The sequence below is a fragment of the Streptomyces sp. NPDC059785 genome, assembly GCF_042732375.1.
Lineage (GTDB): Bacteria > Actinomycetota > Actinomycetes > Streptomycetales > Streptomycetaceae > Streptomyces.
Genome location: NZ_JBHWHV010000098.1, coordinates 1 through 23,420, shown reverse-complemented (window position 1 = coordinate 23,420; position 23,420 = coordinate 1). Strand labels below are relative to the sequence as shown.

Annotated in this window: 23 protein-coding genes and 2 pseudogenes; 13 read left to right on the top strand and 12 right to left on the bottom strand. The window is 69.6% G+C overall.

The window, feature by feature from the left end:
* Window positions 1-55: 55 nt before the first annotated feature.
* Window positions 56-457 carry a hypothetical protein gene (locus ACFV6E_RS40910; RefSeq protein ID WP_385468747.1) on the top strand — a complete coding sequence of 134 codons (402 nt, stop codon included), beginning with the start codon at window positions 56-58 and terminating at the stop codon, window positions 455-457.
* A 130-nt stretch (window positions 458-587) separates the two neighbouring features.
* On the opposite strand, the gene bla is transcribed toward ACFV6E_RS40910, so the two are convergent.
* Complete coding sequence (bla, locus tag ACFV6E_RS40905; RefSeq protein WP_385468744.1) at window positions 588-1,505, bottom strand: class A beta-lactamase; 918 nt, start codon at window positions 1,503-1,505, stop codon at window positions 588-590.
* A 169-nt stretch (window positions 1,506-1,674) separates the two neighbouring features.
* Here bla and ACFV6E_RS40900 point away from each other — a divergent pair, with 169 nt between their 5' ends.
* The 3 genes from ACFV6E_RS40900 to ACFV6E_RS40890 are packed head-to-tail and all read left to right on the top strand — an operon-like array spanning window position 1,675 to window position 4,054.
* Entirely contained in the window at window positions 1,675-2,529 is an 855-nt protein-coding gene (locus ACFV6E_RS40900; RefSeq protein ID WP_385468741.1) for a LysR family transcriptional regulator, read from the top strand.
* Window positions 2,526-3,494, top strand: coding sequence for a serine hydrolase (locus tag ACFV6E_RS40895; protein WP_385468738.1), 969 nt, complete (start codon window positions 2,526-2,528; stop codon window positions 3,492-3,494). Before ACFV6E_RS40900 ends, ACFV6E_RS40895 begins: the two co-directional genes overlap by 4 nt.
* Before the next feature lie 23 nt (window positions 3,495-3,517).
* The gene (locus tag ACFV6E_RS40890) at window positions 3,518-4,054 is read left to right on the top strand and encodes a hypothetical protein (RefSeq protein WP_385468735.1); all 537 of its coding nucleotides are present in this window, start codon (window positions 3,518-3,520) and stop codon (window positions 4,052-4,054) included.
* Between the two features lie 288 nt (window positions 4,055-4,342).
* On the opposite strand, the gene ACFV6E_RS40885 is transcribed toward ACFV6E_RS40890, so the two are convergent.
* Both ACFV6E_RS40885 and ACFV6E_RS40880 read right to left on the bottom strand, forming a co-directional pair.
* A complete protein-coding gene (locus ACFV6E_RS40885) occupies window positions 4,343-4,552 on the bottom strand; it encodes a hypothetical protein (protein ID WP_385468732.1) in 210 nt (69 codons plus the stop codon).
* Window positions 4,545-6,050, bottom strand: coding sequence for a glycosyltransferase (locus tag ACFV6E_RS40880; RefSeq protein WP_385176498.1), 1,506 nt, complete (start codon window positions 6,048-6,050; stop codon window positions 4,545-4,547). The genes ACFV6E_RS40885 and ACFV6E_RS40880 overlap by 8 nt, the downstream gene beginning before the upstream one ends.
* 273 nt (window positions 6,051-6,323) lie before the next feature.
* On the opposite strand from ACFV6E_RS40880, the gene ACFV6E_RS40875 reads away from it, so the two are divergent.
* A complete protein-coding gene (locus ACFV6E_RS40875; protein WP_385468729.1) occupies window positions 6,324-7,826 on the top strand; it encodes a DUF6056 family protein in 1,503 nt (500 codons plus the stop codon).
* 153 nt (window positions 7,827-7,979) lie between these two features.
* Here the strand turns inward: ACFV6E_RS40875 and ACFV6E_RS40870 are convergent, their stop codons facing one another.
* Window positions 7,980-8,867, bottom strand: a complete 888-nt coding sequence (locus tag ACFV6E_RS40870) for a LysR family transcriptional regulator (RefSeq protein WP_385468726.1) — start codon at window positions 8,865-8,867, stop codon at window positions 7,980-7,982.
* Between the two features lie 91 nt (window positions 8,868-8,958).
* On the opposite strand from ACFV6E_RS40870, the gene ACFV6E_RS40865 reads away from it, so the two are divergent.
* Window positions 8,959-9,822, top strand: coding sequence for a PhzF family phenazine biosynthesis isomerase (locus tag ACFV6E_RS40865; protein ID WP_385468724.1), 864 nt, complete (start codon window positions 8,959-8,961; stop codon window positions 9,820-9,822).
* A 172-nt stretch (window positions 9,823-9,994) separates the two neighbouring features.
* Here the strand turns inward: ACFV6E_RS40865 and ACFV6E_RS40860 are convergent, their stop codons facing one another.
* Window positions 9,995-10,552, bottom strand: coding sequence for a hypothetical protein (locus tag ACFV6E_RS40860; RefSeq protein WP_385176488.1), 558 nt, complete (start codon window positions 10,550-10,552; stop codon window positions 9,995-9,997).
* Window positions 10,553-11,020: 468 nt separating this feature from the next.
* Here ACFV6E_RS40860 and ACFV6E_RS40855 point away from each other — a divergent pair, with 468 nt between their 5' ends.
* On the top strand, window positions 11,021-11,722 hold the full coding sequence (locus tag ACFV6E_RS40855; protein WP_385169499.1) for a hypothetical protein: 702 nt from the start codon (window positions 11,021-11,023) through the stop codon (window positions 11,720-11,722).
* 31 nt (window positions 11,723-11,753) lie between these two features.
* On the opposite strand, the gene ACFV6E_RS40850 is transcribed toward ACFV6E_RS40855, so the two are convergent.
* On the bottom strand, window positions 11,754-11,918 hold the full coding sequence (locus ACFV6E_RS40850; RefSeq protein WP_385468721.1) for a transposase: 165 nt from the start codon (window positions 11,916-11,918) through the stop codon (window positions 11,754-11,756).
* A gap of 357 nt (window positions 11,919-12,275) precedes the next feature.
* Here ACFV6E_RS40850 and ACFV6E_RS40845 point away from each other — a divergent pair, with 357 nt between their 5' ends.
* Window positions 12,276-13,076 (top strand): hypothetical protein, encoded by an 801-nt coding sequence (locus tag ACFV6E_RS40845; RefSeq protein WP_385169495.1) that lies wholly within the window; start codon window positions 12,276-12,278, stop codon window positions 13,074-13,076.
* Window positions 13,077-13,344: 268 nt separating this feature from the next.
* Here the strand turns inward: ACFV6E_RS40845 and ACFV6E_RS40840 are convergent, their stop codons facing one another.
* Entirely contained in the window at window positions 13,345-13,701 is a 357-nt protein-coding gene (locus tag ACFV6E_RS40840) for a carboxymuconolactone decarboxylase (protein ID WP_385468718.1), read from the bottom strand.
* Between the two features lie 158 nt (window positions 13,702-13,859).
* Complete coding sequence (locus ACFV6E_RS40835; RefSeq protein ID WP_385468750.1) at window positions 13,860-14,312, bottom strand: SHOCT domain-containing protein; 453 nt, start codon at window positions 14,310-14,312, stop codon at window positions 13,860-13,862.
* A 771-nt stretch (window positions 14,313-15,083) separates the two neighbouring features.
* On the opposite strand from ACFV6E_RS40835, the gene ACFV6E_RS40830 reads away from it, so the two are divergent.
* The gene (locus ACFV6E_RS40830) at window positions 15,084-15,716 is read left to right on the top strand and encodes a DUF4232 domain-containing protein (RefSeq protein ID WP_385468715.1); all 633 of its coding nucleotides are present in this window, start codon (window positions 15,084-15,086) and stop codon (window positions 15,714-15,716) included.
* 153 nt (window positions 15,717-15,869) lie between these two features.
* On the opposite strand, the gene ACFV6E_RS40825 is transcribed toward ACFV6E_RS40830, so the two are convergent.
* Window positions 15,870-16,187 carry a hypothetical protein gene (locus ACFV6E_RS40825; protein ID WP_385468712.1) on the bottom strand — a complete coding sequence of 106 codons (318 nt, stop codon included), beginning with the start codon at window positions 16,185-16,187 and terminating at the stop codon, window positions 15,870-15,872.
* A 468-nt stretch (window positions 16,188-16,655) separates the two neighbouring features.
* Here ACFV6E_RS40825 and ACFV6E_RS40820 point away from each other — a divergent pair.
* A pseudogene (locus ACFV6E_RS40820) lies at window positions 16,656-16,997 on the top strand (IS5 family transposase); the annotation flags it as partial.
* Window positions 16,998-17,033: 36 nt separating this feature from the next.
* On the opposite strand, the pseudogene ACFV6E_RS40815 reads toward ACFV6E_RS40820, so the two are convergent.
* Window positions 17,034-17,300: pseudogene (locus tag ACFV6E_RS40815) on the bottom strand (MBL fold metallo-hydrolase); the annotation flags it as partial.
* A gap of 225 nt (window positions 17,301-17,525) precedes the next feature.
* Here ACFV6E_RS40815 and ACFV6E_RS40810 point away from each other — a divergent pair.
* On the top strand, window positions 17,526-18,272 hold the full coding sequence (locus tag ACFV6E_RS40810; RefSeq protein WP_385468709.1) for an aminoglycoside phosphotransferase family protein: 747 nt from the start codon (window positions 17,526-17,528) through the stop codon (window positions 18,270-18,272).
* 727 nt (window positions 18,273-18,999) lie between these two features.
* On the opposite strand, the gene ACFV6E_RS40805 is transcribed toward ACFV6E_RS40810, so the two are convergent.
* On the bottom strand, window positions 19,000-19,635 hold the full coding sequence (locus ACFV6E_RS40805; RefSeq protein ID WP_385169484.1) for a TetR/AcrR family transcriptional regulator: 636 nt from the start codon (window positions 19,633-19,635) through the stop codon (window positions 19,000-19,002).
* Window positions 19,636-19,727: 92 nt separating this feature from the next.
* Here ACFV6E_RS40805 and ACFV6E_RS40800 point away from each other — a divergent pair, with 92 nt between their 5' ends.
* Window positions 19,728-20,636, top strand: a complete 909-nt coding sequence (locus ACFV6E_RS40800) for a carbon-nitrogen hydrolase family protein (protein WP_385468706.1) — start codon at window positions 19,728-19,730, stop codon at window positions 20,634-20,636.
* The gene (locus ACFV6E_RS40795; RefSeq protein WP_385169480.1) at window positions 20,633-22,036 is read left to right on the top strand and encodes an APC family permease; all 1,404 of its coding nucleotides are present in this window, start codon (window positions 20,633-20,635) and stop codon (window positions 22,034-22,036) included. The genes ACFV6E_RS40800 and ACFV6E_RS40795 overlap by 4 nt, the downstream gene beginning before the upstream one ends.
* Before the next feature lie 118 nt (window positions 22,037-22,154).
* Here ACFV6E_RS40795 and ACFV6E_RS40790 read toward each other — a convergent pair whose 3' ends face one another.
* Complete coding sequence (locus ACFV6E_RS40790; RefSeq protein WP_385468703.1) at window positions 22,155-23,105, bottom strand: right-handed parallel beta-helix repeat-containing protein; 951 nt, start codon at window positions 23,103-23,105, stop codon at window positions 22,155-22,157.
* Window positions 23,106-23,420 lie beyond the last annotated feature (315 nt).

The window sequence follows — 23,420 nt, the reverse complement described above, 5'->3', positions numbered from 1 at the left end:
CCATGCTCCGCGACGGCACCCCCTACCAGCCCCGGCACGAACAAACCGCCTGACCATGCCCACAGACCTTGACCGAACAGATAGAAGCACCCCCCTTGCGAGCGGTCGTGACCCAGCTGCTCGACGACCTGCGCTCGACCACCTGCGCTCGACGACCTGGCAGGCACTCGGGCGGGACGATCACACCGTCGAGGAGCGTCTCGCCGGAGCGTTCGAGGCATTCCACGCCGTCACCGTCGAGGTCACCGACCGCCAGACCTTCGCCGAGTCCCTGCAGGCGGCACAAGCCCTCGCCGCGGACTCGATGAGCCGGCTCGAGCACGACCTCGTGACCGACGTCGCCCAGCACCTCTTCGATGCCTCCGCCGGAGCCAAGTACCAATCGGCGACACTCGCCGAACACCGCCGACGGCTGCGGGTCTCCGTACGCGTCGTCACTTCGACGGGCTGCCGGTGAGGCCACCATCGGACCACGGAACGTCGTCGCCTTCGTCGCATGAACCGGCCCGGTGGCCCGGCGGATGGCGCGGGCACACCAGCCAACGGACCAACCGGCCAACGGACCAACGGGCCAAATCTCCGTCAGGTCAGGTCAGTTCCGCGGCCACCAGTGCGGCGGTCCTGGCCACCAGGGGGTTGTCCGTCGGCCCTTCCGGGTCGTACTTGGTCGAGAGCACGGACAGGACCAGAGGGGAGCGGTCCGGGGGCCGGACGACACCTACGTCGTTGGCGATACCGTACGCCGCCCCGCCGCCCGTCTTGTCCGCGAGGATCCAGTCGGCGGGCAGCCCGCTCCCGAAGCGTTCGCCATTGGTGGTGTTCGCCACCAGCCAGCCGGTCAGCTTCTCACGGTCGCCGGATGTGAGCACCCGGCCGAGGACAAGGTGTGCGTACGTCCGGCCGATGGCGCGCGGGCTGGTGGTGTCCGTGTCCCGCCAGGGTTCCCCGGAGTTCAGCTCGGGCTCCCAGCGGTCGAGCCGGGTCGTCCCGTCCCCGATCGAACGGCAGAAGCGGGTGATCGCCGTCGGACCGCCCAGTTCGCGGAGCAGGAGATTGGCCGCGGCGTTGTCGCTGTGGGAGACGGCGGCGGAGCACAGTTGGGCGACGGTCATGCCGTTCGCGATGTTCTCCGGCTCGCCGGTGACGGGAGCGTAACCCGATGCCTCGGCGTACTCGGCGGTGTAGTGGAGGCGCTTGGCCAGGAACTCGCCCTCGCTGTCCAGATCCCGCAGTACCGCCCCGGCGGCCAGTCCCTTGAACACCGAGCACATCGGGAACCGTTCGTCGGCGCGGTACGACACCGACCTCCCGGTGGCGGTGTCGAACGCGAAGACCCCCAGCCTGGCGGCGTACTCCTTCTCCAGCGCCCGTAGCCGGCCGGAGAGGCCGTCACCGGGTGCGGCGGCGTACGCCTTGCCGCGCGTGGTGGTCAGGGCGGCCAGGGCCGTACCGGCACCGAAAGTGAGCAGGGTCCTGCGAGAGGGCCGGGTTCTGGTCATCTGCATGGGTGTGTGTCCCCGTTTCTCGTAGTGGTGTAAGCGGTGTTCGGCGGCGCCCCGGTGTCACCACAGTCAAGCCACGACCTGCGGTTGTGTCGAATACACTCTCGCCCACGCCGCGATTCACTTCACATATCTCTGCACGTCAGGAGAGACATTGCTGACCGAACGGCACTTGGAAATATTTGTCGCGCTGGCGGAAGAGGAGCACTTCGGCGCCGCCGCACGGCGTGTGGGCATCACACAGCCGCCCCTGTCCCAGGGGCTCCGCAGGCTGGAGGAGTTGCTGGGAGTGCGCCTGTTCGACCGTAATCGGGGCGTCACCCTCACCGACGAGGGGTCACTGCTGCTGCCGCATGCCCGCCGGGCGCTGGCCGCGCTCACCGAGCTTCGCCGGACCGGAGCCCGCGAGCAGTTCGACGGCCGTCGGTTCAGACTCGGCCTGGCCCCCGAGGTGCCCGCCCGGGTCGCCGCGGCCACCGCTGCGGAGACCACCCGTGCCGGCCGGCAGAACCGGATCAGCGTGCTGACGGCTCCGACCGCCACGCTGCTGTCCGAGACCGCGGCGGGACGGCTCGACATCGCGGTGATCCGGCATCCGTCGGTGCTGCACGGCCTGGCCGCCGGCCCGGTGGCGCTCTTCCCGACCTGGATCCTCTCGCCCGCGGACCACGGCACCGGCTCCCGGCACGCTCTCGGGCGCCTGCCCGTCGCGGTCCGTCCGCGCGCGGAGGCCCCGGCGGCGTACGACCTGTTCGTGGACGCCCTGGCCAGCCGCGGACGCCGGACCGAGACCGTCGTGGTCTCCGACGAGCGCGCCGGGCTGGCACTGGTGGCGGCGGGCCAGGCGGTACTGGTCACGGCCGACCGCACGCTGACCGCCGACGGGGTCGAGCGCGTCGAGGCGCTCGACCCGCCCCTGCCCCTTCGGCTGCGGGTGGTGTGGGATGCCCGGCGGCCGGACTCCGAAAGCACCGCGCGAACGGCGCAACTGCTGGTGGAGGCCTTGTCCTTGCAGGCGGCGGCATGAGCGGAACCAGGCGGGAGCCCGATGTCCGGCGCCGGATCCGCGACATGTTCGACGACGCCGGCGTCCGCGGCTGGCTGCACGTGGCCGACCTGCGTCGGCCGACGGCGTGCGTGACGATCGACCCCGACGAGCCGGTCCCCGTGGGCTCCGTCTACAAGGTGCCGCTGATGGTCACCTTCTGCCGGCTGGTGGACAGCGGAGCCGTCGATCCGCGCCAGCGGGTGACCCTCGGCGCGGCGGACCGGATTCCCGGACCCACCGGCACCTCCCTCTTCCGGGACGAGGTCTCCATGTCGCTACGCGACCTCGTCGTCCTCATGATGACCATCTCCGACAACACCGCCGCCCACGCGGTACTGCGCCGGGTCGGCACCGCGGCCGTCGAAGCGGCGTGCCGTAGCCTCGGCGTGCCGGACACGCACATCCACGGCGGAGCGGCGACCAATTTCGAGCGGCTGGTGACGGAGACCGGAGCCGAGTCGCTGAGCGCCGCGATGAGACACCTCGCGGACAACGACACGACCCTGCCGACGGCCGTCTACGACCCCGCGTACAAGGCTTCCGCCACACCTGCGGGCATGGCCCGGCTGCTCCGGGCGATCTGGACCGACCAGGCGGCCTCCGCCGAGAGCTGCGCGTTCATGCGCGACATCATGGGCAAGCAGCCATGGGGGCACCGGCTCGCCTCCGGGTTCCCCTACGACGACGTGACCGTGTCGGGCAAGACCGGGACGTTCGGTTCGATGCGCCACGAGGCCGGGGTGGTCGAACTGGCCGACGGCAGCACGTACACCGCCGTGGTGTTCACCCAGGCGGCCCGCGCCGACAGCAGACTCCCGCGTGCCGACGCCGTCATCGGAGCCGCCGCCCGGACCGCGGTGGAGGAACTGCGCGGCAACGAGGAGCCTGAAGGGCTCCCCGAATCCATAGCGGGGGCCCGCGAAGCACGTCCTCGTCGGCGATGACCTGACGTCGCGGTGAGGGCAGCGTGCGCGGGGACCTGGTGGGCCGCGCGCTGCGGCTCATCGCGCGCGGCGCCGTGGACGAGATCGGCGTGGCGGGCGTCGCCGCGCAACTCGCCGTAAGCGAACGCCATCTGCACCGCCGGCTCGTCGCGGAGGTCGGGGCCGGCCCGCTCGTCCTGGCCCTGAACCGCCGCAGTCAGGTGGCGCGGCACTGTGTCCTGGCCGTGTCCCAGCCCGTGGTGGTCGGGATCGGGTACTTCTGCGTGGGCCTGCTCAGCGCGCCGATGACGGTGCCGGCCCAGTCGCTGCGGATGCGTCGCATCCCGCCCGTGATGCACGGCCGGGCCTTCGCCGCGCTGCGCCATCTGATGCAGGGCACCGCCCCGGTGGGTTCGGCGGTCGCGGCACCGCTGCTGCTGCACGGCGGGATGGGACGGATCGCGGCCGTGATGGTGACGCCGGCCGGGCTGCCCGGCCTCTGGCTGCCGCGGTACTCGGGCCACGAGGAGACGCTTCCGGCCGGGACGCCGGGCTTCGACAAGCGCACGGGGGCCGGCTGAGCGGTCGCCCGTACCGCCGACGGTGGCCCGCGAGGCGCGTACAGTGCTTTCCCCGTCGTAGGCGTCCGGGCCGGGCGGACCGGACCACGATGTTCCCGGCTGTGGTCGGTCCGTGACGGCGGCCCTGGTGAGGGAGCCTCCGATGGGGTGCTGCACGGAACGGCCACGGCCCCGGTCTCGCATCCGGGCTCTGGCCGACCTCGCTCATGCCGGACGGCCGCCGTCCGATCGGGCGCGCGTCATGCTCAATCGACGCCGCAAGGAGATGGTGGCCTGCGATGTATGCCATTACCGCGTCCACGAGGCGCGAACGGCCAAGACCTTCACGGCGCGGACCGGCGGCACCGGGACACTGCGGCGCTCACTGTTGTCGCACCCGACGACCATGGCGGCGGCGAGCGCGCCGAGGCCGCCCGCGAGCACCTGTCGACGGGTCGTCGCGCACGGCGTGCCCCGCTCCGCGGTGTCCGTCGCCCCGTGCTTCGCAGGGTCAATCACCGTGGGCGCGCACCTTCGTCTGCTTCTTCGCGACACGCTGCCGGGGCTCAGGGCTGTCGGGCACCGGTGTCCGGCCGGTGCTCCGGTGGCGGGAGTGCGTGGTGCCGGAGTCGATGGCCCATCGGGCGATCAGGAAGGAGAGGGGTGTGGCGAGGACGCCTGCGGCCAGGGCCGCGATGTTCTTCCCCATCCCCAAGGAGTGCACGCCGAGGAAGAGAAGGGTGCCGCTGAACACCAGGTTGACCAGACTCGACAGCGGAAAACGGAAGAACGCTCGCCACGTCGGCTTTGTCCGGCAGGTGACGTAGGTGTTCAGCAGGAATGAACCGACGATGCTGACCGCGAAACCGAAGACGTGAGCGGCCAGGTACGGGATCCACCGGTTGAGCATGGCGTACACGGCCAGATAGACGGCGGTGTTGATGACTCCGATCAACGCGAAGGTGAGGAACTGTCGCAGGGTACGGCGCCCGGTGGACCTGGAACGCGACGTTTCCGGCCGCCCGTTCGGCTCAGTGGCGAGCGGAGGACCGGGGCCCGCGGCAACGGGGACGGGATGAAATGTCTGAGAGTTTCTGTCCGTCTCGCGCACCACGTAGAGCGGACGGCGCTTCGTCTCACTGTAGATGCGGCCGACGTATTCTCCGATGACGCCGAGCGTAGCGAGCTGAATTCCGCTCAGAGCCACGACGGCGGTCAGCAGCGTGGCGAATCCTGGCACCTCCACCCCGTGCAGGACGACTTCCGCGACGATCCACAGAGCGTACGCGAATGCCGCGAATGACAGGGCGAGTCCGGCATAGATGACCAGGCGCAAGGGGCGGCTGTTGAAGGATATAAGGCCGTCGATCCCGTAATTGAGGAGGCGTCGGCCACCCCATTTCGATTGCCCTGCGGCGCGGCCGACGTTGCGATACGTGAAGCTGACGGTGTCGAAACCGATCCAGGAGAAGATTCCCTTGGAGAACCGGTTGGCTTCCGGCAGGGCGAGGACCGCGTCGACGGCCCGGCGCGACAGCAGCCTGAAGTCGCCCTCGCCGTCGACGACATCGACGTCCATGCAACGGCCGATCGTGCGGTAGTACGCCGAACTGAGTGTTCTGCGCAGGATGCCTTCGCCGGAGCGGTCCCGGCGAGCGACCACCTGGTCGTAGCCGTGTCGCCCGAGCTCCAGCATGCGGTGCAGAAGGCCCGGCGGGTGCTGAAGGTCGGCGTCCATGAGCACCACGGCATCGCCGCGTGACATGCGCAGACCCGCGAGCATGGCGGCTTCCTTGCCGAAGTTCCGGCTGAGTGACGTGTATCGGACACGCTGATCCGCGGCGGCGAGGGAACGGAGCCGCGCGCGGGTCGTGTCGCGACTGCCGTCGTCGACGTAACAGATCTCGAAGGACCGCCGCGTCTCGTCAAGGACCGACGTCAGCGCACAGTGGAAGGTATTGATCACCTCCTCCTCGTTGAAACACGGTACGACGACCGAGATCTGACACTCTTCCATTCGCGACCTCAGCAGGTGTGAGTGCAGCCTTCCTCTCTGCTACCGCCACCATGACGCATCTCCTTAAGACCACGGCAAGGAAAAGGTGTGGCCGGTGCGATTTCAGCCAGCTCACCGAACAGCACGACCAAGCCAGTGCAACCATGAGGAAGCAACCGTCGTCGCGCCCTCGGCAGATCGGCCTGAGATCGGGGCGCCGATCGCCGGCAAATCGAAAATACTGTCATCGCGGCGGGATTCTTCTCTTGACTCTGACAGGAAAGGAGACGGTCTGTGGCACAGGCGCAGGGATCCGCTGTTCCGAATCAGCACCCCGGAGATGTTCGGGACCAGCGCACCGGAGACGCTCCGGACGGGCGGAAGCCGTGGTGGCGCACGCTGTCGGGGGCAGGACTGCTCTCGCTCCTGCCGCTCGCCGTGCTCGCCTTCGCGGCTTGGAACGCCCGGTGGGTACGTCCCGGCGGCGACGACTGGTGCTTCCTGCCGGTGGTCCGCGACGGCGGACTGTCCGCGATGGTGGGGAAGTTCTACCTCCACGACAACGGACGCATCGTCAACGCCGTGCTCGTCTGGATCTATGCCCGGTTCGGCGTCGCGGGCCAGCAATGGTTCGCACCGGTCAGTGGCGTGCTGATGCTCGCACTCCTGTGGGCCTTCACCGCCGCCGTCCTGTCCGCCGCGCGTCTCAGGGCCCCGCGAGGTGTTCCGCTGGCGGCGGCCTCCATGACGACGGCCCTGTTCCTCTTCGGCTCGCCCAACACCTACAAGACGTTCTACTGGCCGGCCGCCTCCGTCTCCCACACCCTTCCCCCGGTGTTCGCCTGCGCGGCGGCCGTCCCCGTACTCCGGGCGACATCACGGCGAGGGAAGACCCTCGCGCTGCTCGGTGTCGTCATCACCGGGCTGTCCCTGGGCCTCCTCTCCGAAGAGACCAGCGTCGTCGCCTCGGCCGTCCTGGCGGGCGCACTGCTGATCAGCGGCCGCGTCTTCCCGCGAGCGCGCCGCCGGTTCCTGCGGGCGTGCTGCGCCGCCGGGGTCGCGAGCCTCGCGACCGGCATCCTGATCCTCTACACATCACCGGGCGCGCAGCACCGGCGGGAGAGGAAGCACGCCTCGACGATGTTCACCCCCGACTCGCTCCTCGCCTCCTTGCACGGATTCGGTCAGATCGCGGCCGCCCTTCTCACGACCTGGCAGTACCTGGGGGCCGTCGCGGCGGGCGTGATCCTGGGGCTGCTCACCCGCGGTCCCCTGGACCGGCCCGCTCCCGGGAAGAAGGGCGGGCTGGTGGCGGGCGCCGCCCTCTGCGCCCTGCTCGTATCCGGCTACGTGTGCACGGTCATCACCTATCCGGTGTTCGGGGCGCATGTGGTGTCGTCGACGCGGCTGTGGAACGATTACCTGCTGCTCTACCTCCTGCTCCTCGTGTACGTCGGCGCCCTCGCCACCTGCGCCCTGCGCAGCCGCGTCCGGCGGACCCGGCCGGTCCTGACCGCCGGAGCCGTGGTGGCGTACGCCCTCGTCTGCGTCGCCCTCGCCGCGTCGCTGGCGGACCTCGAGCCCCGGATGGCCACGCGTGCGCACGACTGGGATCGCCAGAATCACTGGATGCGCGGTCAGGCCGCGGCGGGCGCCCGAACCCTGCCCTACGAACGGCTGCCGCTCAGCAAGATGACCGAGCCGTTCCGCCACGGCGGGCGCGCGAAGTGGCCCGCCTCCTGCATCGCCGACTACTACAAGGTGCGCCACGTTACCCAGGCCACCAAGCTGCCCTGATCAGCTCCAGCCGCACCCAGTGGCCGCGATGACGGTGGTCAACACCTGCGAGCTTCTTGGACGATCCACTCACTTGGCAGTCCCCCTTCGCACTACCAGGGCAACCGCACTACGCATGGTGGCTGGCGAAGACGGGACAGTCGTTACGCTTCGTCACCTGCGGAAGTGGCGTATGACCTGCGCTGCCACCGTGTCCGCCGCGCGGGTGGGCTGGCGACGGCGGTGGCGCGCCAGGTGGACGGAGACATCGGGAAGAGCGGGTCCGGGCACTGCCGTGAGGCGGCCGTCGCGCAGGGATTCGACCACGTTGGCGTGGGGCAGGGCGGTCAGACCGAGGCCTGCCGCGACACAGGACCGGGTTGCCTCGATGCTGCCGAACCGCGTCAGCCGGGGCCGGGCACCGGCGACGGACTCCAAGCGCTGAGCGAGCCGGTCGCTGTAGGAGCAGCCCTGCTCATGGAGGAAGAAGTCCTCCTGTGCCAGTTCCTGCCAGGTGGCCGGCTGTTCACGGCGGGCGAGGCGATGGCCGGGAGCGCACAGCAGGACCAGGGGCTGGTCGGCGATGTGCTCGACCGTGATGTCGGGGTAGCCGACCTGCTCCTCCAGCAGGAGGGCGCAGTCCAGTTTCCCTGCCCGCAGTCCTTCGACGGCGGTGGTGGTGCTGCACGGCTGCAGGTGCACTTCCAGGTCCGGGTGGTCGTCGCGCAGCACGGCGATCACACTCGGCAGATGGGCCGAGCACAGGGTTTCGGCCGCGCCCACCATCACCGATCCGGTGAGCGGGCCGTCCTCGGTGGCCGCCGCGAGCAGCCGTGACTCGGCCTCCAGTACGTCTTCGGCCAGGGTGAGCAACTGTGCTCCGGCCCCGGTGAGCAGCGCGCCTCTGGCCAGGCGGTCGAAGAGCCGGGTGCCCAGCGCCTTTTCGAGAGCTTTGATCTGCACGGTGACCGTGGACTGCGCCAGGTGCAGTTCAGCGGCGGCAGCGGTGAAGCTTCCCGTCCTGGCAAGTGCGGTGAAGGTCTGCAGCAGCCGGGTATCCATGAGCGGACCCTAGCAAGCCATTCAAGACCTCGATCGATCTTATGCATAATCATCGTTGGCGTTGATACGGCCAGGGCGGGAGTATGGCCGCATGACTTCTTCAACCGCTCCCAATGTCCTGCGCTACACGGCGTTCACCTCTCACCCGGACGGCGGGAACCGGGCCGGCGTCGTGCTGGACGCCGCGTCACTCGACGAGCAGCAGATGCGGGCGATCGCCGCCGAGGTCGGGTACTCCGAGACCGCGTTCGTCACCTCCCGGGACGAGCGGCGGCGGCGGTTCGCGCTGCGGTACTTCAGCCCTCTCGCCGAGGTCGCCTTCTGCGGGCACGCCACCGTCGCCGCCGCGGTGGCGCTCGCCGAACGCATCGGCCCCGGTGAGCTGGCCTTCGACACACTCGCCGGCGAGATCCTGATGATGACCGCGACCGACGGCCACGGTGCTGTGCGGGCGACGCTCACCAGCGTCCCCACCCGGTCCCGTCCGGCACGTACCGCCGAGGTGGACACCACGCTCACGGCCCTGGGGTGGACAAGGACCGACCTCGACCCGGCGCTGCCGCCGCACGTCGCCTTCGCCGGGAACGAACACCTGGTGCTCGCCGCCGGCTCCCGCGCCCGACTGGCCGACCTCGACTACGACTTCGAGGCCCTCGCCGCTGTCATGCGGGTCCACGGCTGGACGACGGTGCATCTGGTCTGGCGCGAGAGCGGCGACCGATTCCACGCGCGTGACCCGTTCCCGGTCGGCGGCGTCGTCGAGGACGCGGCCACCGGGGCGGCAGCCGCCGCGTTCGGCGGCTATCTGCGTACGCTCGGCCTGGTGACCGCCCCGAGTGTGATCAGCATCCGCCAGGGCGAGGACATGGGACGGCCCAGCGACCTGACCGTCGAGGTCGACCCGCACGACGCCCGGGTGCGCGTCACCGGTCACGCCGTACCGATCACCGGATGAGGGGAAGGGACCGTTGGCCGACGGCCCGGCCGGCGGCCCTGATCCGGCGGGCGGGCGCGAGCGCGGCCTCGAACCCGACCGCCACCCGCACCGCCCCAGTCGATCTGGATCAGCCGTTGCGGCGTAGAACTCAGCCCACGATCCGCCATGCGGCGATCTGCGAGGACGGACTCTAGAAGCCCTGGCACACCGCCGCGAAGTCGTCGATGTCGACACCGGAGGCGGCCGGGGAGTCCGGCACGTCGATGCTGATGCGCATGATCAGCGCGCTGGTGAAGTGGTTGCCTGACGCGGGGTACATGTCCATGGTCGGGTAGACGGTCCAGTCGGTTCCCGGCGTGATCACCTGGTCGTAGTAGACGGCCTGGTCGTCGAAGACCTCGATGCGGTAAGTGCCGGTTCCGCGGCCGAGGTTGTTGTGCCTGACCCAGACCTGGGCGGCGCAACTGGTCATGTCCGGATAGGCGGGAAGCCTGATCGACCACGAGGCCGTGCCGTGGTAGGCGCTCAGGAGGCCGATGACGCCTCCGCCGTGGGCATCGGTGGTGCCGAAGGTGAACGCCTGGGCGTCACCGCTGACGGCCCGGGTCCAGGCGGCCTGCTCGGTGGCGCCTTCGAAGCCGTTCTGGGTGGAGACGACGTTGGCGCTCGCCGAACCGGCGAGGCTGAGGCAGAGGGCGGCTGAGATCGCCGTGACGGACAGGGTACGAGCGAGAGCGCGGAGATTCATGCCCCAGGGTTATCGGGCGACGGCCGCCCCGTCCGCTTTCCTCAGAACTAAACCGCACGAACGGAGGGTTCGCAGCTGGACGGTGTCGCGTGAAGCGCGGCGCCATCACTCGATCAGGGAAGACTTTGACGGCGACGGGCGCGTAACCCTGCACCTCCCTCACGGCGTTTCACCAAGCAAGCGTCAGCGTTTCGGTGCTGTGAGGACCGACCACAGCCTGCCTCCCCTCTCACGCACTCCGTGAGTTGGACGTGTTGAGGTGGTGGGACGGGCCGGAGATTACGGGGGAGCGGCCACATGGACGTTGCTGGCACCAAGCTGGAGATCAACCGTCGGCACCGGGGTGAGAGGCATGACGCACGGTCGCCCCGGTTCTCAGGTGCCCTCATGGTCATCGGTGCGCTGCTGCTCTCCTGCTCAGGGCGGAGCCCGGACGCAGGCTCGGACCGTCCGCCGACGTCGTCCCTGATGAAGGTCGGCGCGGCAGTGGAGCGGGCCAAGGTCCTGCACTGGTCGGGGTCGTGGCGGCACGACGACTGGATCCCGGAGGGTTCGCAGGGCGCCACTGCGTCGACTGACGTCACCGCCGACCTGCGCGCCATGAGCAGCGGCGACGTGTTCGGCACCCTGACCGCCGACGGCCATGACGCGCAGATCATGTCGGTCGCGGGCGCGGCGCTGTTCGTGAAGGCCGATCGCGTGATGTTGCACATGATGGGCGTCGAGGAGCCCAAGGCGCACGCCGGCCGCTGGGTCGAACTCCGCCGGCCGGCCGGTGCCCGCGAAGTGCTCGGGCTGAAGCCGGCCTGGCTCGCCCCTTCCCCGCTCGGCTCGGCCCTGGCGTCCGCGGCCGAAGGCGCCGGTGGAACCACGGGCGGCAGTACGACGCCGGTCCCGTCCTTGGATGCAAAGCGATTCCCGCGACCGGCCAGGGTGCCCGCCGACGCGGCGCCGGTAGCCGCCATCGGGAACGAGAACACCGGGGCCGGTATCTGCTGGGTCGCGGCCGGCGCACCGCACCGGCCGCTCGGCTACTCGGGGCTCGACGTCATGCAGGACAGCGACGACCGGCCCTACGATTCCATGTTCGCCACTGTGGCGAAGCTGTCGGTACGCACGGAAGGCGTGCGTGCCGGAGCGCCTCGACGGCGGTCCGGCGCACCGGGTTGAAGCCCTGCTTGGTGACGTGCGCGCGGATCACCTACAGGTCCGACTCGTGACGACGCGGGGTGGGCCCGGCCCAGGAACGCAGGTGCTTGGCGGACGGGAAGCGGGTGACGTCACCGAGCCCGGCTGCGAAGACCGCGGCCAGGAAGCCGCAGACGGCGAAATCCCGCTGCTCAAGTACGCACCCGACAGTGAGCACACGCAGGTGGTGCTCGATCTGGCGAAAGAGCTCGCCGTATGACGTCAAGGAGACGGCCAAGTAGCTGCGCGTCAAGCAGCAGACCCAGCCTGTCACCGTGGTATGGCGCGCAGCCTTCCTGAGCGCCCACCCCGGCCAGGAACATAAGCTCAGCAAGGAAGCCGATCACGCCGTCACCGACCGGCCCAGTGGTCGCGCCGCTGGTGTCGGAGACGTTCCTGGCCGCTTTCTGGCGCAAGGCCGGTCCCCCGTAGGAGGGCGAGCGAGCGTTCTGCTGTTCTGGAGGCGCGGGCGGCCAGGAAGGGATCAGGGCATGTTCCCAGCGCCACGCCCTCCCGCCGTTGAAGGTGTACGTTCGTGATCCTTGTCATCGTCGTCGTGATCCTGGCACTGCTCGCCGGGCTGGCTGCCAACCGTTTCCTTCGTCCCCTCCTGCTCACCGAGGACGACGACGCCGGTATGGCCGTCAAGGACCTCCTCGGTCCGCTGCTGACTCTGACCGTGCTGCTGCTGGCCTTCATCCTGGCCACCGCCAACAGCTCCTACGGCAAAGCCGAGGTCGCCGCCCGCGGCGAGGCCCGCGCCCTGGACCAGCTCGTGGAGGCGGCCGAGTACGCGCCCAAGGCGCAGAAGGCCGAGATCCAGGCCGACGCTGTCTGCTACGCCCGCGCCGTACGCGCCAAGGAGTGGCCCGCGATGGCCGACGGCAACGGCTCGTCCGCACCCAGCGTGTGGTCCACCGGCTTCCGCCACACCTTTCGTGAACTGGAAGGCAAGCCCGTCTTCGGGATGCTGGTCGCCGCCGACAACAAACGCTCCGACGAACGCGAGGAGCGCCTGACCCAGGCCACCGCCAGCATCCCCAGCGCCGTTCTCTGGTTCCTTCTCGCCACCCTCGCGGCCACGGTGATCGCCCTGGGCGTCTGCATCCCCCGCCGCAACAACCGGGGCCAGCTGGCCACCCTCGTTCTCATCACCGCGCTGCTGACCACCACCTTGTGCATCATCCGCGACGTCGACAGACCCTTCGGCGGCATCATCGACGTCCAGCCCACCGCCGTCACCGAAGTCCAACGCCAGGCCACCCGCGACTTCCTCGCCCACAGCACCGCTGCCGACCTGCCCTGCGACAACCAGGGCACCCGCCGAAAGGCCTGAACCATCGCACTATCGAAACGGTCCGCGCCAGCGTGACCGGGAAGGTCCGGGGCGCACCGCGCGCTCCATCTGAGGGCGGCGATGGCACAGGCCACCGCCGCCGCTCTGCGGACGTTGTCCGCACTCACCTGCAACTGCCGGGCGACCGCGACGACCGCCGGCACCCGCGGCCCCGTACGCGCCGGCCCGTCCCGCGCGCGCAGGGCCGGCGCGTAGGCCGAGGCAGCCCGGCACGTCCACCGCTCCCACGCCGCCCCTTCGTCATCCGCTAGGAGGACTTGCGGCGGTCGGCTTCGGCTTGAGCCATGGCTTCGGCTTCGCTCTCAGCCAGTGCGAGTGCCACATCGAATGCCTGGGCAATATGGCCGGCCGCAGACATCACACGTGCCGTCCCCACGACGGGAGCGACGGCGACGAGAAGGTCCTGCAACTGTCCCACCGTGAAGTCGGCCTTGATCGCAGGATCGACGTGAGCCAGGTAGGAGATCGCCGATGCGTCCATCGCGACAAGCGCGGCAAGGCGAACGACGATGAGCGTGCGCTCGTCCATGTGACAGCGCTCAACGGAATCGATCGTCATCGCGGCGATCGTGTCGAGTACCGGCGTCTCGGATGCAGCGGCCATGGCTGAACCCCTCTCTGGTGCTGTAGTGCTGAACCGTCATCCGCTCAGTGCGGGCTCACCCCGCGTGCTCAGCGGTCGCGATGCAGCGGTGGGCTTCCTCAGGTGGTGGCGCGCAGCGGCCCGAGAGGCCGGTGTCTCGCCGAGTGTCATGTCGCCGTTCATTGAAGGCCGGACGAGGTGGCTGAGGTCGTACGGCTCGTCCGCCCGCTGTCGTTCAGCACCAGCGCCTTCGCCCTCTCGAACTCCTGCTGCGTAATGTCGCCGCGGGTCCGCAGCTCGGAGAGCTTGGCGAGTTCGTCGGCGCTGCTGGGCCGGTTGCTGCCCGCTGTTTCCTTCACGTAGGCGTCGAACGCGTTGCGCTGCTGCCTCGTGTGCTCCATGTCGCGGCGGCCCATGCCCTTGCCACGAGCGAGCAGGTACACGAAGACGCCGAGATAGGGCAGCACGATCAGGAAGACGGCCCAGCCGGTTTTGCCCCAGCCGCTCAGGGAGTCGTCACGGAAGACGTCCACGATGACTTTGAAGAGCAGGAAGATCCACATGATCCACAAGAAGAACCACAGGATGGTCCAGAAGGCGCCCAGCATCGGGTAGTCGTAAGCGAGGTGCATCTGCATGCTCCCTTCTTCGTTCTTCCGTGCTCTCACCCTGAGCCACACTGCGCTGTTGCAGAGCTGGCCGCCTCACTCGTTACGGGTGATTTTCGTGGTCGTACCACAGCGGCCCAAGTGACGGGCTCGACGTCTCGCGGCTTCCTGTGGGGCTGCGGGCCGATAGCAAGCTTCCAGGGGCGCTCGGTGTCCGCCTCGACAGTCACACGACCCAGCACCAATCGCACACCACGTTGCGCCCAAACGCTCTTCAGCTCGGCCACGCCAGAGGCGGCTCGAGCACGGTCGACCTGTTCGAACCTGTCACGCAGGTCGAGCGGAGCCGGCGGACAGCCTCCGCGCGGTCCCTGGCCCAGCTTGTACGCGGCGTCCTGCTCCGGTTCCACTCGGGTCGCGGGTCTTCTCGAAACGGTGTCCACCTGGTCACGGATCCGTCCCAGCCGGTGATGTTCACGGAAGGTACGGACCGGGCCGGAACGAGCGTCCCCTTCGCCGTCGGGCCGGTCCGGTCCGCCGGGGCACGCCGGTTGCGGGCCCCGAAAGTCCGGTCCGGACGGCGCCGAGCGGGAGGCACCGCGAGGTGCGAGAGACGACCGCCTACCCGTACTGACGTTGTGCGGCGTACCGGGCTGTGTGTAACAGCATTGTCCACAGGAGTGGTTGTGCGGAACGACTCGTGGGGCGGACATCTCTTGAGGGGCAGAAAAAGGCGCGCTCGTGACAACGCGGAACGGGCGGCCGACAGAAACCACCGAGACTGAGGAAACAACCATGCGCGTTCGCAAGCTCACCTTCGCCGCCCTGGCCGTCGCTGCCGGTCTCTCGCTCACCGCCTGCAATGGCGACGACGGCACCGCACAGAGCGACGGGGTGTCCGCCTCCTCCGGATCTGCCTCGGACAGCGCCTCGGCCTCCGCGGGTTCGAAGCAGGCAGGGGGGACGGACTCCACCGCGAGCGGCTCCGGCACCGACGCGGAGGCCGACAAGTGTCGTACCGACGATCTGAACATCACCGCGTCGGACACCACCATCACCGGTGACGACGAAGGCTCGGCCGCGGTCACGTTCAAGAACGGCGGCGGCCACGACTGCGCCCTGTCGGGGTACGCGGGCGTCGACCTGAAGACCAGCGAGGGAAACCTGTCCGCCGAGCGCAGTGGCCAGGCGTCCGACCCCGTGATCCTCAAGTCCGGTGAGTCGGTGTCCTTCACCATCGCCTACCCGCTCAACGACTCGGGCGGCTCCGGCGTCCGCATCACCGGCCTCGTGGTGACCCCGCCGAACGAGACGAAGTCGGTCACCCTGGCCTGGCCGGGCGCCGCCACCCTGCCCGTCACCGACGGCACCGGCTCCTCCGTCACGGTCGGCCCGATGGGCAGCGCGGGCCAGGGCGGGGCGAGCTGACCCGTAGGTCCGGCATACTCACCGCCGGACGGGACGGCCGCGGGTACGGCGGCCGGCGAAGCCGGGACGGGTTGCTCCGGCGCCGCCGCCCCGGAGGCCGCGACGAAGCCCGCACGGGTGGGCTACGCCCGTTGCAGCACAGCTCAGCAAGGCTCAAGAGCCAGCTCTACGCCCTTCAAGAGGCGGGCTGTGACCGGTCTTCGCAGAGAGGATCAGCACCCGAATCGAGGTGCGGCCGGAGTTCGGCAAGGCGATGAACTTCGCCCGCACCATCAACAAGGCCGTCCCGCACCAGCGGTGATCTTCACCACGCACGAGCTGAAGCGGCTCGGGCGCGGCGCCGCCGCCGAACTCCCGGCCATCGCCGAGGACCTGCGCCACCATGCCATCCAGCTCGGAACCCTCACCGGCCCCTCCGAGGCTCCTGGGTCCTGTCCGGCCGATCTTGGGTTGTGGGAGGATGCCGCCCATGACTTGCATCCGAAGGGGCCGTGCCTCGTAGAGCACCAGCTTCACTTCGGCCGCGGCAACGCGGCTGGGGTAAACCCTGGGTGCGGTATCGCGATGTCCCAGGTCTGTCCGGAGCGGCGAATGCCGCTGTCCGTGTGCTTGAACGGGAGCGATTGTCTCCGGGCATCGTGGCAGTGGCGCTGAGCGTGTGGTCCGTGCGCGTCCACGGCACGAGGCGGCGGTGGAGACAATGGGAGGCGGAGTTCACCTGCCTCTGCTGCGGCGAGGGCTGGGCCCGGGACAAGCTGCAAGATGCCCTGTTCATGCTTCCGCCAAGGGCCGCGAGCGAACTTCGGGTGCAGGTCGAGCGCCTGGACGCGGTGCTCCTCGGACGAACGCACCACGAGCCGACGGTAGACCGGGAGTTGGCGTGGTGGCATCGCAGATGCTGACCGTACCAATGTCGCCTCTTGGTTCGTTGGCTCTTGCGTGACTGGTCGCGGGGACCTGACAGAGGCGGAATGGCGACGTCTGGAGCCGCTCCTGCCCGCGGGCAACAACCGCTGCGGGCGGTGGCGCGATCACCGCCAGGTGGTCAACGGCATCCTGCACCGGGTGCGGACCGGGGTGCAGTGGCGTGACCTGCCTGAACGCTACGGGCCGTGGAAGACCGTCTACGAGCGCCACCGGCGCCGGCCGGCCGACGGAACCTGGGAACGGCTACTCCAGCAGGTGCAGGCCCAGGCCGATGCCGCCGGCGGGATCGACTGGGACGTCTCGGTTGATTCCACCTCGATCCGCGCCCACCAGCATGCGGCCGGCGCGCGGAAAGGGTTCGTGGTTCACAGCGACGCCTTTCCGGGGGCGTCAGCCCTGCGCGGAGTACGGGGCGAAGGGCGCCCAGCCCTTGATGTCGAACGTGTTGCCGTTACGCACGATTTCGGCGGCACCGTGACCACCCAGGTGCGCGGGGATCAGGAGCGCGTTGTTGTCGGCCGCCCAGCCCAGCACCTTGCGGCGGGTGGCGCGGGCACCGGCGGGGTCCTCGCAGAAGCAGCTGTTGGCGTCCGGCTCGGTGATCTGCACCGGGTTGTGCAGCATGTCACCGACGAACACCGCGCGGGTCCGTCCGGCAAGTCCCATCGCGGCGACCTGCGAGAGGGCAACACACCGTCCTGGTGGCCCTGCCGTCCCCGTCAGAAAAACATGCTGCGAGGCCTGTTGGGGCGATCGTTACTCGACCTTGTCAGGAGTCGGTGTCGCCCACGCGACCGCCAGGTCTCGGGATGCGGTCAGCCGCGTAATCGCACCGGATAAATCCGGCGACGTCGGCGATCGCCCCGGGAATACTGGTCGCCCATGGATGAGGTCGAAGTCGTCGTCGCCCATTCCGAGCGCGCGACCCTGCGCGTCGGCGACGTGTTCTTGAAGGTGGACGCCGATCAGACGCGCATCGACGCTGAGGTCGAGGCGATGTCCCTCGCGCCGGTCCCGACACCGACAGTCCTGTGGCGCAAGCCGCCCGTGCTCGCGATCGCCGCGCTGTCGGGGACGACGCTCGGGCGCCTCGGCGGACCGTCCACCGGGGCACCGGCCGCGTGGGCCGCGGCGGGCGCCGCCATCCGGAAGCTGCACGACGCGCCGCTGCCGCCCCGGCCGGGCCGAGCCGGCCGGAGCATCGCCGCGCTGGCGGCGGAACTCGACGCCGAGTGCCAGTCGCTCGTCACGAACGGCCTCCTGCCCGCCGACCTGGTCATCCGCAACCGCCAGGTGGCCCAGGCCGCGCTCCGGCCGTGGGCTCCCGCGTTCACCCACGGCGACCTGCAGATCGCGCACGTCTTCGTCGACGGCGACGAGGTCACGGGCATCATCGACTGGTCCGAGGCGGGCCAGGGCGACGCCCTGTACGACCTCGCCACCTTCACACTCGGACATGAAGAGCACCTCGACGACGTCATCAGCGGCTACGGCACCGACATCGACCTCGATGTGATCCACGCATGGTGGTCGCTGCGAAGCCTGCTGGCAGTTCGCTGGCTGACCGAGCACGGCTTCGACCCGTTCGCACCGGGCTGCGAGGTCGACGTGCTCAAATCCCGGATGTGAGTTGCCCAGGCCCGCCCGTCCCACATGCGTTCCGAGGCACCGAGCAGGCCACTTCCTGGCACGATCACTCGCCCTTACACCGGGCGATCCTGGTGTGCAGGACGGACAGAATGCCCCCCCCGGAACACCAACTCCCACGCGCGGCGGCCTGCAAGGCGGGGATGTGCATGCGCGCGTTGTCATCGTTGGGCACGACCACCAAAACCGCCGCGATCAGTGTGTTCCACGGACCGCGCAGCGGCACGGCCACTCCTATGGCGCGGGGGTCGATGTACCGGCGGCACACCACGCTCCCGCTTCGGCGTACGTCGGCCGGCATCGCCCGGAGCCGCACCGGATCGGTGATCGTCCGCGGTGCGCAGGCGGGGCGAGACCCGGCCCGGCCGGTCTGCACCGTGGATCACCGTCCATGAATCACGGGGTGGACCGGCGCCCTCGCACCAGTCCCGCCCGGTGGACCAGCAGCGCCCGCCGGGTGGGCTGGGGCGGTGGGGCGTGATCGCTGACGACGGGAGCGCGCAGGACGCCCTGGAGGTCCTCGAGGGCCTTGCCGGCGCTGTTGTCAAACGGGGCAGTTGACGTCGGGGCTGCCGCAGCCGTCGGCCTGCCCGCCACCCACGACGACACCTCCGGCGACCGCGACGCGTACCGGCGCATGCTCGGTCATGGCGGGCACACCGGCGCCGGGCGGGCCGAGCGCTGCCACTCCTTCGTCCGCCGCGCGGTGTCACCGGTGCACGTCGGGCGTCCCGGCCTCGATGACGTGGGTCGCGGACGTCCCGGTGACCAGCCGGGCGTGGTGCAGCAGGTGTTCCTGGACCTGTTCGGCGGTGGCCGCTCCGGAGAGGACGTCGATGCCGTAACCGTCCTCCAGCGCGACGAAGCCGCGGGCGAGGAAGCCGGAGGGAGCGACGAGGCGGAACGCGCCGGAGGCGGCGCCCTCGTCCAGCACCTGCCGGTACAGACCTGTCTGCCGGGCGACGAAGGCCCGTTGCCGCACGCCGGCCGCCTCGCTGCGGAAGGCCACGGGCAGCAGCTCGTACAGCAGGCGGCTGGTCGTCTCGGCCTCGCCGGAGAACGGGATGCCCGAGGCAACGCACGCACGGAGCTTTTCCCAGGCGTCGGTGCGGGCCTCGACGGCCGCCTGGCGGCGCAGCACGTACGTCTCCGTGCCCTGCTCGTACACGGCGACCAGCAGGTCGTTGATGTCCGGGTAGTAGTACAGGACCGACGCGGGGGTCAGGCCCGCCCGGTCGGCGATGTCCCGCAGACGGGCGTTGGTCACGCCCCGGTCGAGGACCGTCTGTGCCGCGGCCTGCACGAGGTGAGCGCGGCGGGCGGCTTGGTTGCGGGGGCGCGCCATACGCTCATCCTCTCATGGGGCGGATCGGCTCTTGACACCCGGCCGGTTTGTTAATCAAATTTCGTTTAACAAATCACGGAAGGCAGTTCCGCATGGCCTCACCCCTCCCCCTCGCGCTCGTCCAGACGCCCGCGCACCCCTCGGACGACCTCGACTCCTTCGCCTTTGGACTGGAACGGCTGGCCCGGCAGCGGCCCGCCGTACGCCTCTTCGTCCACCCCGAACTCCACCTCGCCACGCCCGAGCCCGCGACCGGTCCCGGCGGCGCGGCGGCCACCCCCGAGGAGCTCGCCGAACCGCTGGACGGGCCCCGCGACCGGCGGCTCGCCGAACTCGCCGGGGACCTCGGCGTCTGGCTGATGCCCGGCACCGTCTACGAGCGCGGCGGCGACGGCCGGATCCACAACACCGCCCCGGTCTACTCCCCCGCCGGACGGCGCGTCACCGCCTACCGAAAGATCTGCCCGTGGCGCCCCTACGAGACGACGGCACCCGGCAACGAGTTCGTCGTCCTCGACATGGGCGAGTACGGCCGTGTCGGCATGTCGATCTGCTACGACGCGTGGTTCCCGGAGATCTCGCGCAACCTCGCCCACCTGGGGGCGCAGCTCATCGTCAACCTCGTGCAGACACCCACGAGCGACCGGGAGCAGGAGGTCGTGCTGGCCCGCGCCAACGCCATCACCAACCAGGTGTTCGTCGCGAGCGTCAACGCCGCCGCCCCCACCGGCCTGGGACGCAGCCTTCTGGTGGACCCCGAGGGCCGTGTCCGTACGCAGGCCCCGAGCGCCGAGGACTGCGTCCTCACCGACGTCATCGACCTCGGCGAGACCGACCGGGTCCGCCGCTACGGCACGGCCGGCCTCAACCGGCCCTGGGAACAGTTCGGGCCCGGCGACGCCCCGGTCGAGCTCCCCCTCTACTCCGGCAGGATCGACCCCGCGACCTGGGGCACCGGCGGCCTTCGGCACCCCTCCCACGAAACGGCGGAAACGGCATGACTCCAGCCCCCGAGGCCCCCGAGGCCTCCGGCAGACTCGTCCCCCGGCTCGGCCTGCTGTCGATCGTCGTCTTCGGCCTGTCCTACATGGCCCCGGCCATCGTGGTCTCCACCTTCGGCGTCATCGCCGGCACCTCGGGCGGCGTGGCCCCCACCGCCTACCTCGTGGCGACGCTGGCCATGACCCTGACGGCGCTGAGCTACGGCAAGCTCGCCCGCGACCACCCCGCCTCCGGCTCCGTCTACACCTACGCGCGCAGGCTGCTCGGCTCGCGCATCGGTTTCCTCGCCGGATGGGCCCTACTGCTCGACTACCTCTTCCTGCCCATGGTGGCCTGGCTGATCCAGGCCCTCTACCTCCATGTGCAGTTCCCCGCCCTGCCGACCTGGGGCTGGCTGGTCGCCGTCATCGCCGTCACCACGCTCGTCAACGCCCTGGGCATCGTCATCGCCGACCGCGTCAACAAGGTCCTGCTCGGTCTGACGGCACTGGGACTGCTGGCGCTCGTCGTCGTCTGCGTCCACACCATCGGCGGCGCGCCCACGGCGGACGGCACACACGCCCTGTGGAACCCTGCCGCCTCACTGAGCACCGTCACCGCCGCCGCGGCGATCGCCGCGTACTCCTTCCTCGGCTTCGACGCCATCAGCACCCTCAGCGAGGAGGTGCGCGACGCGCGGCGCACCGTCCCCCGCGGCATCCTGCTCACCGTCCTCGTCGGCGGCGGCGTCTTCTTCGTGATCTCCTTGCTGTTGCAGTGGGTGCATCCCGGGGCCGTCTTCGACGACGAGTCGACCGCGGGTTACGAGGTCGCCGTCCTCGCCGGCGGTACGGGCTTCGCGAACGTCATCAACGCCATCACGCTCATCGGGGGCATGGCCTCCTGTGTCGCCATCCAGGCCAGCACCAGCCGGCTGATGTACGTCATGGGCCGTGACGGGGTGCTGCCGCGCCGCGCCTTCGGCCGGCTGCACCCGCGGCTGCGCACCCCTTTGTTCAATCTGCTGGTCATCGCCGTCATCGGACTGCTCGCCACCCGGCTGTCCCTGGACACGGCCACCTCGTTCATCAACTTCGGCGCCTTCCTGGCCTTCACCCTGGTCAACGTCTGCGTGATCGCGGCATGGCGCAGGCACCGCAGGAGCGGCACGACGCGACGGGTCCTCACCCACGTCGTCCTGCCGGTCCTCGGCGCCGCAGCCGACGTGTACCTGCTCACCAGGCTCAACCACACCGCCGTACTGCTCGGCGTCGTCTGGCTCGCCCTCGGAGTCGTGTACCTGTGCGTCCTCACCCGGGGTCTGCGCCGGGAACCGCCCGAGTTCCACATGGACGCCGCGGAACCCGCCGACACCCCGGACACCGAGGAGCCGCCGACCGGCGTCACGACACCACGGTGAGCCCGAGGGCGACCACCGGCGGTGTGCCGACGCCGGGCGGTCGCCGCAGCGGAAGGACGGGCGGGGGTGGTTCCCATGACCGCCCGTCGTCCGCGTCCGGCGGCGCGGCTCCTCCAGGTCAGGCCTTTGTGTTCCCGGTCTCCGTGGGGATCGCGGCGGGGCAAGAGGTCATGTCTTCGTCTGCGCCGCTCGTGACGACGATGCCGGGTTTCGTCTGGTCGAACATGGTGCTGTACGTGTTGTTCGTGACCGCGTTCCGGACGCCACAGGCGAAGCTCCCGTCCGAGGACTGCACCCAGTACGAGACCATGGCCTTCGTTCCTGACCGGCGGAACTGGTTGTGGTCGATGAGGTTGTCGCTGCTGCCGCGCCGCAGACGCACCGGGTCACCGGTTATGCCCTGGAAGGTGCTGTTCTTCACGGTGTTGTGGTGGCTTCGTTCGGCCATGTAGACGCCGTGCATGCAGCCTGGGCATTCGCCGGCGACGTTCCTCAGGTAGAGGAAGGAGACGTTGTCGACGATGTTGTACGACGAGCCTGCGTTCATGTGGATCCCGGCGTACCCGTCTCCGGTGCCGGCGTAGGCGTTGCCGATGAAACTGAACTGAGTTCCGGTGAACGTGTTCCGGTCGTTCTTCAACAGCACGCCGCCGGTCCGGTAGTACTGGATGATCAGCCTCTTCATGTGGATGCGCGGCCCGTCGGCTGCGACCTTGAGGAAGTAGCCGAGATGTCTTGCTCCGCTGGTCCCCTTGATCACCGGCGCGGTGCTGCCGCCCACCCGCGTAAAGGTGATCGACTTCTGCTTGTACGCCTTGCCCAGCGAGAAGCTCGCCCGGGGCCGATAGGTGCCGCCGAAGATCCGCACCGAGGTCAGGTTCACGTTGTTCCTGACGCGCTTCAACGCCTCCCCGATGGTGCGTACTGGATGGCTCTTCGTGCCGGAGGCCGAATCGCTTCCTGTCGTGCTCACGTAGACGCTGGTGGGCGCCGCGCCGGCGGGGGTGGCGACGGCGAGGCTTGCCGTGCTCACGGCGGCCATGAGGCCGGCGATCGCGAACTTGCGCATGTTGTCCGCTCCTTCACGTGGATCAGTATCGGGCTACGGGACATGGCCGCCCGGGACGGGCGGGCCGAGCCTGCGGGCGGCGGCTGCTCTCGATGCGGCCTGCTCGCCCGATGCGGCTTCAGGTCCAGCGCGCCCGCTGCGTCGAGAGCTGTTCATCGACGCAGCGGGCCGTGCAGCGGTGACCGCTTGACCGGGCAGGCACCGTACAGACTGCTGACCACCTAGGGTCTGTTTTCAAAGATGATCAGGGTCGTGTCATGATCACTTGCCATGGCTCGTGGGGATCTGACGGAAGCGCAGTGGTCGGCGTTGGAG